This window comes from Sulfurovum sp. (assembly GCF_041551015.1).
Classification (GTDB): domain Bacteria; phylum Campylobacterota; class Campylobacteria; order Campylobacterales; family Sulfurovaceae; genus Sulfurovum.
This window is the reverse complement of sequence record NZ_JBFENQ010000110.1, coordinates 1-6,159: the sequence shown is the minus strand read 5'-3', so window position 1 is coordinate 6,159 and position 6,159 is coordinate 1. Positions and strand designations below refer to the sequence as shown.

7 protein-coding genes and 1 pseudogene are annotated in these 6,159 nt (G+C 38.5%); all 8 read right to left on the bottom strand.

Annotated features, from left to right (window positions below):
• Nucleotides 1-202: pseudogene (locus ABZC96_RS07640) on the bottom strand (hypothetical protein); the annotation flags it as partial.
• Nucleotides 203-249: 47 nt separating this feature from the next.
• Entirely contained in the window at nucleotides 250-924 is a 675-nt protein-coding gene (locus tag ABZC96_RS07635) for a ThiF family adenylyltransferase (RefSeq protein ID WP_373030221.1), read from the bottom strand.
• 39 nt (nucleotides 925-963) lie between these two features.
• On the bottom strand, nucleotides 964-1,767 hold the full coding sequence (locus tag ABZC96_RS07630; RefSeq protein WP_373030219.1) for a carbon-nitrogen hydrolase family protein: 804 nt from the start codon (nucleotides 1,765-1,767) through the stop codon (nucleotides 964-966).
• The gene (gene xseB, locus ABZC96_RS07625) at nucleotides 1,767-1,976 is read right to left on the bottom strand and encodes an exodeoxyribonuclease VII small subunit (protein WP_373030218.1); all 210 of its coding nucleotides are present in this window, start codon (nucleotides 1,974-1,976) and stop codon (nucleotides 1,767-1,769) included. Before xseB ends, ABZC96_RS07630 begins: the two co-directional genes overlap by 1 nt.
• Nucleotides 1,973-3,067 (bottom strand): homoserine O-acetyltransferase, encoded by a 1,095-nt coding sequence (locus ABZC96_RS07620; protein WP_373030216.1) that lies wholly within the window; start codon nucleotides 3,065-3,067, stop codon nucleotides 1,973-1,975. The genes xseB and ABZC96_RS07620 overlap by 4 nt, the downstream gene beginning before the upstream one ends.
• A 58-nt stretch (nucleotides 3,068-3,125) precedes the next feature.
• Nucleotides 3,126-4,385: an O-acetylhomoserine aminocarboxypropyltransferase/cysteine synthase family protein gene (locus ABZC96_RS07615; protein WP_373030215.1), complete on the bottom strand. Its 1,260-nt coding sequence runs from the start codon at nucleotides 4,383-4,385 to the stop codon at nucleotides 3,126-3,128.
• A 136-nt stretch (nucleotides 4,386-4,521) separates the two neighbouring features.
• Nucleotides 4,522-5,967 carry an IMP dehydrogenase gene (gene guaB / locus ABZC96_RS07610; RefSeq protein WP_373030214.1) on the bottom strand — a complete coding sequence of 482 codons (1,446 nt, stop codon included), beginning with the start codon at nucleotides 5,965-5,967 and terminating at the stop codon, nucleotides 4,522-4,524.
• Nucleotides 5,968-5,982: 15 nt separating this feature from the next.
• Nucleotides 5,983-6,159 (bottom strand): amidase family protein (locus ABZC96_RS07605; RefSeq protein WP_373030222.1); only part of this gene is annotated, 177 nt, incomplete at its 5' end.

The following is a 6,159-nucleotide window of genomic DNA, read 5'->3' as shown; positions in this document are numbered from 1 at the left end:
TGCCGTCATTGCTTCCATACGCTGTTGAAAGTTTATCTATCTTGATAAACTTATGTACTAGTTTATCACCGGCATATATATCAAGTACACCATTTGTGCCTGTCCAGTTCTGAAGTGAACGACTTAGAGAGTTTTGTGTCTCTTGTGTACATCCGGCTACAAACAAGATCATCGCTGATAAAAGTAATATTTTTAATTTCATGTTGATCCTTTATCATTCATCATATTTTAGCACTATTTATTTTAGTTTTAGGCCTTTGGCATGCCAAATTTTTGTGTAATCAACTCACCTTCATCATTAAAATAAAGATAATAGAGTTTATCTTTTGTCACGCAAAGCCCTGCAAGATATCGCAATGCAAGGTTTGCCTGAAGTGATCCAATGTGCATCACTATCGGTGCAGTGATACCTCCTGGTTTATGATCAGAAATATTAAAGACTTGAAAATTTGCTTGATCAAAGAAACAAACCTGTCCGTTAAACTCTTCTACACTTGCATAGATCCAAGGTGTATTTGTCTCTTTGGCATGTTTGTCTATCTCCCCTCTTACAGGAAGATTATCTGTCGCATCCAATATCAGGTCGTAGGTGTTCCCCATACCTTTGAATGCATCAAAGTCCATATCAAAAGCAACTGCTTTGACAAAAGGGTTTTTCGCCTCAATAAGCGCGGCTACAGCTTTGGCTTTATTTTTTCCTTCATCTTCTAGTTTAAATGCTATTTGTCTATGTATATTATGATTTGAAACCGTATCGAAATCCACCATGTGAATCTCACCTATTCCTGAAGTACCTAAAGCCATCGCCAAAGTGCAACCCAAACCACCAGAACCGATAATAGCTATCTTCTTATTTTGAAGTGATTTTTGTGTAGCCTCACCCCATAACTGTATCTGTCTGTTAAAATATTGTTCTGGTGTCATATCAAATCCTTTTTATCCATTTTTATATGTTAGAAAAAACTATTCACTTCTTAACTGTAACTCTTTCTCAAATGCCCATGCTTTACGATGTTCAAGCACTTCTCTTTTATCGATGACCTCAATAAGCATAGATTCTTTATCTTCAAGCATCATATCTACTTCACCCTCTGGAGAGACCAGCATCGTGTCACCATAGAACTTCCATTTGACTTCATTGTCACTGTACTCACCTAAACGGTTTGCTCTAAGTATATAACACCCATGTAAAAAGGCTTTTGTTTTAATGATCTCTCTCCAACGGTTATGAGACCCAAATGTTGAAGCGGTAGGAAGCAATACAAGATCGATCTTTTTTTCAGTTACTCTTTGCCAGAAATGATCAAAATGAAGTTCAAATCCAGCCATCACCATCACCTTAAACCCTTTGATGTTAAATGTCATAGGGTCTTTCAGTGGTTTGATCGGATTAGCAAAGAACTTCTTTTCATTCCAGTGTGCATAAGGGAGAAGGATCTGCTGTTCATAATACCGTGTAGTCTTGGGAGTGATCTTCACGATGGTTTTATGATAACCATCTTTCTTAGACACAATAATAGGTGCCACAAAAACAATGTCATACTTTTCGGCAAGATTTTTAAGAAGTTCTGTATGTTTCCGTGTCTGCTCCTTAACCATATTTGGTGACATCGTAGCAAACTCTTTAAAAAAGTGATTGAGTACATACTCACCAAGAAGCATCACATCAGCATCTCTTTGCTTAGCTTGCTTCAGATAAAACTCAAGCCTAGTAGCATTCATACCCAAAGTTGGCAGTTGGAGCGCAGCTACAACAAGTTGTGCCATTATAGAGTATCTCCTGTACTTTGGCTGGCTTGCTCTATGACTGTGATTTTCGTTTTGGCTTCTTCTATAAGTGTTTGCGCCTCTTTGATGTTTTTCAAACCCTCTTCATACAACTTTACAGACTCTTCAAGTGTGATCTCAGGATTCATAAGTTTTTCAAGTAACTCTTTTGAATGTTCTAATTTTTCTTCAAATGTTTCATTTTTCATTTTAATACATCCTTGATATGATCTTCAAATTTATCTAACTCTACCAAAAAGGCATCATGTCCATAATTACTCTGGACTTCCAAGTAAGTATACGACTGTCCATTACGTTTCATCATCTTGGCAATATGTTCCATCTCTGAAGGGAAAAAAAGATAATCAGATGAAAAACTTATCAAATGTACATTTGCTTTGATACGTGAAATGGCATCATGCAGAGAGTCATATCCACGACTTAGATTAAACGTATTGATCGCTTTGACTATATATAGATAAGAAAGCGGGTCAAATATACGTGAGAAATTATTGGTATTGTACTCCATATATCTCTCAACTTCATAACGTCCAAAAAGTTCAAAAAGACCGTCATTATTGACATAGTTACGTCCGAATTTATCATCCATGGAGTCTGGTGACAGGTAAGAGATGTGTCCTGCTATACGCCCTATGGCCAAACCATCCAAACCTTCTTCTTTAAAAGCATCTTTTTCATAATTACCATGTTTGAATCTCGGGTCTCTACGTATGGCTTCTACTGCGACTTTATTAAATGACATTGTCCAAGGTCTCGTTGCATACGTGGCAGCAAGAGAAATGATATCATCTGCAAAATTTGGAAAATCCACAGCAAACTGTAATGCTTGCATACCACCCATAGAGCCACCGATCACAGCACGTACATGGTAGATACTCATTTGAGAAAGAAGATGCATTTGTGCACGTACCATATCTTTGATGGTCACGACAGGGAATCTCAGTCTATAAGGATCTTCACTAGGGTAATCGTTACTCATTGGTCCGGTCGTACCAAAGCAAGAGCCTATCACATTTGTACAAATAACAAAAAAATTTCTGGTATCAATAGCTTTACCATCGCCGATCAGTCCATCCCACCAGCCAGCTTTTCGCTCACCTTCGTATGTTCCTGCTGCATGATGAGAACCACTCAGTGCATGACACACTAAAATAACATTGGATTTATCTTCGTTCAACTCTCCATATGTCTCATAGGCGATCTCATACGGTTCTAAGATACGCCCACTCTCTAGGTAGAGAGGAGAGCTAAACTGTGCTGTTTTAGTTGTGATTTTCATAGACTGCTTTTGTTATTGGGTTAATTATTTGTAATTTTACCCTATTTGCGCTTTATAACTATCCAAGTGCTTTTGCCAAATCATCGATAAGGTCTTGTGTATCTTCTATACCAACACTAAGCCTAACCAATCCGCCAGGTACTCCTGCTTCTATCAATTCTTGGGCTGAAAGTTGCTGATGTGTTGTACTTGCAGGGTGTGTGATGATTGATTTTGAATCACCTATATTTACTACAAGCGAAAAGATCTCAGTGCTGTCAGCGATCTTCTGTGCTGTCTCTTTATCTGCAACCTCAAAAGAAAGCAGTCCAGAGTGACCACCTTTAAAGTACTTCTGACCCAATTCATAGTTCGCATCTGATTTGAGTCCTGGGTAATTCACCTTCCCTACTTTTGGATGTGCTTCCAAAAACTCTGCTATAGTCAATGCAGAATCAGAGTGTTGTTTCATACGAAGTGGTAAAGTCTCTAGTCCTTGTATATATAACCATGAGTTAAAAGGTGATGGTGCTGCACCTAGGTCACGAAGCAGTGCCAAACGTGTTCTCAAAGTAAAAAGAGGAAGTGGTACATCAGAATATACTAGACCATGGTAACTTGCATCTGGTTCATTGAAATGTGCGTAACGTGCATTTCCTTTGATCTTCTCTACCAAATTATGACGTTCTACAATGACACCGCCAATTGCCAGTCCCTGACCTGTTGTATATTTACTTGCAGAGTGTACAGAAATATCTACACCATGTTCAAAAGGTTTACATAAAATAGGAGTTGCAACAGTGTTATCTACACAAGTCAAAATGTTATGTTTATTCGCAATAGCTACTATAGCATCAAAGTCAGCCACATCAATACTTGGATTTGTAATGCTTTCAAAAAGGATGATCTTTGTTCTATCATCTACCAATGCTTCAATCTGGGAGGGATTTCTCACATCAAAGTAACGTGTTTCTATCCCAAAACGTTTAAGAGTATGTCCCGTAAGTGTTGTTGTTCCTCCATACACTTGCTTTGCAACAATGATGTTATCTCCAGCCTCAGCTACATTGGCAATAGCATAAAAAATAGCTGCCATACCAGAAGCAGTCCCGATAGCAGCGACTCCGCCTTCAAGTGCTGCAAAACGTTTTTCAAACACATCCGTAGTCGGGTTCATCAGTCTTGTATAAATATTTCCAAGCTCTTGAAGTGCAAACAAATTCGCTGCATGTTCTGTGTCTCTAAACTCATATGCTGTACTCATATAGATAGGTACTGCCATAGTCCCCTGTGCATCTTTCTCATATCCTGCATGGACGGCTAGTGTTTGTTCGTGCATTACAATCCCTTATTTAATAATATAGGTAAATTATAGCTTGTGCTTGCTTGCAGAGAAGATTAATTGTAAGAAAAAATATAGTATTTATATTTTAAAGGAATCCCCGTATCAAATACGGGGAAAATAAAGAGAATAATTATGAAGAATAGTTTGGAGATTCTTTTGTAATAGTCACATCATGCACATGACTTTCTCTAAGACCTGCAGAAGTGATCTCAACAAATTCTGCTTTTTCCCAGAATACTTTGATAGACTCTGAACCACAATAACCCATTGATGAACGTAGTCCACCTATCATTTGATGAACAACATCTGAGATACGTCCTCTATATGGTACACGTCCTTCAATACCCTCTGGTACAAGTTTATCTGCTGCTGTACCCTCTTGGAAGTAACGGTCTGTACTCCCTTTAGTCATCGCACCGATACTTCCCATACCTCTATATTCTTTAAACTGTCTTCCATTAAAGAGTATCATATCACCTGGCGCTTCGTATGTTCCTGCAAGTGCAGAACCTAACATTACTGAACTTGCACCTACAGCTAAAGCTTTTGCTACGTCACCAGAGTATTTGATACCACCATCAGCCACTACAGGTACACCTGCTTTGTTTGCCACTTCTGCCACTTCATCAATAGCAGAAATTTGTGGTACACCTACTCCTGCAACGATACGTGTCGTACAGATAGATCCTGGTCCTATACCTACTTTTACTGCATCAGCACCTGCATCTATGAGGTCTTGTGCTGCTGCTGCTGAAGCGATATTTCCTGCGATAACATCTACATCAAGTGTTTTTTTAATGAGTTTAAGTGTATCGATGATTCCTTGTGAGTGTCCATGTGCAGAGTCAAGAACAATAACATCTACACCAGCCTCTACAAGCGCAGTAGCACGGTCAAGTTGACCTACACCTATGGCTGCACCTACTCTTAAACGTCCATGCTCATCTTTATTCGCATTAGGAAACTTCTCTTTTTTCTCGATGTCTTTGATAGTTACAAGACCTTGAAGTACGTCGTTTTCATCTACAATTGGGAGTTTTTCTACCTTATGTTCTTGAAGTACTTTTGCCGCATCGTCAAGTGTGATACCTACTTTTGCAGTCACCAAAGGTGCTTTTGTCATCACATCAGAAACCTTTAAACTCATATCAGCAATGAAACGCATATCACGGTTTGTGATAATGCCTAAAAGTTTTAACTCATCATCAACAACAGGTACACCAGAGATCTTATATTCGCTCATGAGCGCATCTGCATCTGCCACTGTTTTATCGGGACCTATGAAAATAGGATCAATAATAATACCACTCTCAGACTTTTTAACTTTAGTAATTTGTTTAGCCTGTGTCGCGATATCCATATTTTTATGGATGATCCCGATACCACCTAGGTGTGCCATAGCAATCGCTGCTTTGTATTCAGTTACAGTATCCATCGCTGCTGAAACTATTGGTATGTTAAGTGTCACACGCTTAGTAAGATTAGATTTTAAACAAACTTCTTTAGGAAGTACAAGTGAATGTTGTGGTACTAGTAGTACGTCTTCAAATGTTAATGCTCTCTTTTTAATTCTCATGTTATTTCCTTTTGTTTATTTAATATAGTTTACTGCTTTTTCCATGCTTGCAGCACCGTCAAAAAGCGTTTTTTCGTTAAATGCTTTAGCAATGAGTTGTAAACCTATAGGCATACCTTCATCATCTTTAGCAACAGGTAGTGAAATCGCAGGAAGTCCTGCAAGGTTGATCGCAATCGTATACATATCACT